Source organism: Nitratidesulfovibrio oxamicus, from assembly GCF_015731765.1.
Taxonomy (GTDB): domain Bacteria; phylum Desulfobacterota; class Desulfovibrionia; order Desulfovibrionales; family Desulfovibrionaceae; genus Cupidesulfovibrio; species Cupidesulfovibrio oxamicus.
In genome coordinates this window covers 1-1,706 of record NZ_VRYY01000492.1, presented here as the reverse complement: position 1 = coordinate 1,706, position 1,706 = coordinate 1, and the positions used below count along the sequence as shown (strand labels likewise).

The window sequence follows — 1,706 nt, the reverse complement described above, 5'->3', positions numbered from 1 at the left end:
CGCGACAGCGGCAGCGGTCGGGGCCGAGAAGGCCGGGCCAGCCCCGGCGGGCGGCGCAACCGGTTGCAGGAACGGCGCGGGGGTGCGGCCTTCCAGTTGCTTCCAGAAGCGTTCCTCCAGCGTTTCCTTGCCGCCGTCGCTGAACTCCACGGGTTCGGGCACCCTGGACAGGGCTTCGACCTGGAGGAGGATGTCCTTGTGCTCGCCGGGGGTGACCTTGCCGTCGGCGGTCAGGCGTTCCAGCCGGGCCGTGCGGGCGGCCTTGGCCTGCTCGCCCTTGTAGGCGGCGAACTCCTGTTCGGCGCTGGCCTTGCCTTCCTCTGCGGCGGTTCTGGCCGTGTCGGCGTCGGCGCGGGCCTTGTCGCTGGCGGCCAGCTTGTCCTTCAGTTCGTTGTTGGCCGTGGTCAGGCTGTTGACCTGCTGTTCCAGCGCGCCGATGCGCTTCTGAAGATCTTCCATATCCATGCGGGTTCCTCCGGGTGCGGGTTGTTCGGGGGTGTGGGCGGCAAAGAGGATGACGATGGCGTCCGAGCCGTCGCCAAGCTGCACCGGCCCCAGCCCCTTGATGGCGGGCGGCACGCCGCCCAGCAGGCCCACGTGCCGCAGGCGCTTGCCGCCGGGGTGCAGGGCCATGGACACGTACCGATAGGAGCCACTGTGCACGGCTTCGCGCACCGTTTCCGGAACCTGTGCGAGCTGTGCGAACAGATCGGCCCCGGTGCGGCGCAGCGCCCGCACCCAGCCGTAGGCCGGGGAATCGGTTTCCGGGTGGCCGATGACCAGCGGGGCTTCTTCCTGCTGCGGGTCGTAGTTGCGGACGATGGCGTCGAAGTCTGCGCTGGTGAAGGTGCGCGGCGTGCCCTGGCTGTCGGTCCACGTGCCGGTGCGGGCGATGCGGATCCACGGGTTGGCTTGGGGTGCGGCGTCCTGTGCGGCGTTGGGGGTGGGCATGTTGACTCCTTGTGCGTGGCGCGTTACCGAAAAGGTGGAAATGTCGTGGCGGCGTACCCTGAATGCCCTGACCGAGCAGGGGTCGTAAGCAAGGGTGCCGCCTGCCCGGAAGGCCGCGTGACTTCCGGGCCGTTTTCGTTTCAGGGCTCGCGGTACAGCAGCACCCCGGTGCGCTGGGCTTCGAGGTATTCCAGTATTCGCCGCTCCGACCTGTCGGCCTTGGGCATGAAGGCGGTGGTGCCCACCCAGCCCCGCCCGTTGACCAGGTTGCACACGCCGAATCCCCCCACCTGCTTCTCGCCGTCCCGAAACAGCCGGATCATCCGGAGCGTCGTGCATGCCTTGCCCGACAGTTTGGCGGGCACCTGCCAGATTTCCCACGGGGATTTGATGGTGCGGGCCAGCAACAGCACGTGCTGGTCGCGGGCGTTTTTGGAGAGCTTCCAGTCGCCGGTGGCCTTGTCGATGAACAGCCCCTTGCCGATGACCACGGGCAGCTTCACGCCCGGCAGGCGGATGGCCGTGCTGGCGTCGATGTCCGCAAGGCCGAATTCCTTCAGGAAGGCCAGCACGTAGTCCGCCGGGGCAAGGCCGCGCGGCAGGATGTCCGCGTTGGTCACGGGCAGGATGTGGCGGGGATCCAGCTTGGCCAGCGGGGGGCGGCACGGGTCGTCACCATCCGCAAAGGCCGGGCCGCCGCGCCTGCACAGCACGAGGGCCGGGGGAAAGGCCACCGCGCCGTCATCGAGCGGGCC

General features: G+C 69.0%; 2 protein-coding genes. Both read right to left on the bottom strand.

What is annotated here, in order from left to right; all coding sequences use genetic code 11:
• Positions 1–951, bottom strand: a 951-nt coding sequence (locus FVW20_RS14460) for a coiled-coil domain-containing protein (RefSeq protein ID WP_196610168.1), incomplete at its 3' end; no start/stop codon positions are given.
• A gap of 140 nt (positions 952–1,091) precedes the next feature.
• The coding region (locus tag FVW20_RS14455) for a PBECR2 nuclease fold domain-containing protein (RefSeq protein WP_269145835.1) at positions 1,092–1,706 on the bottom strand (615 nt) is incomplete at its 5' end.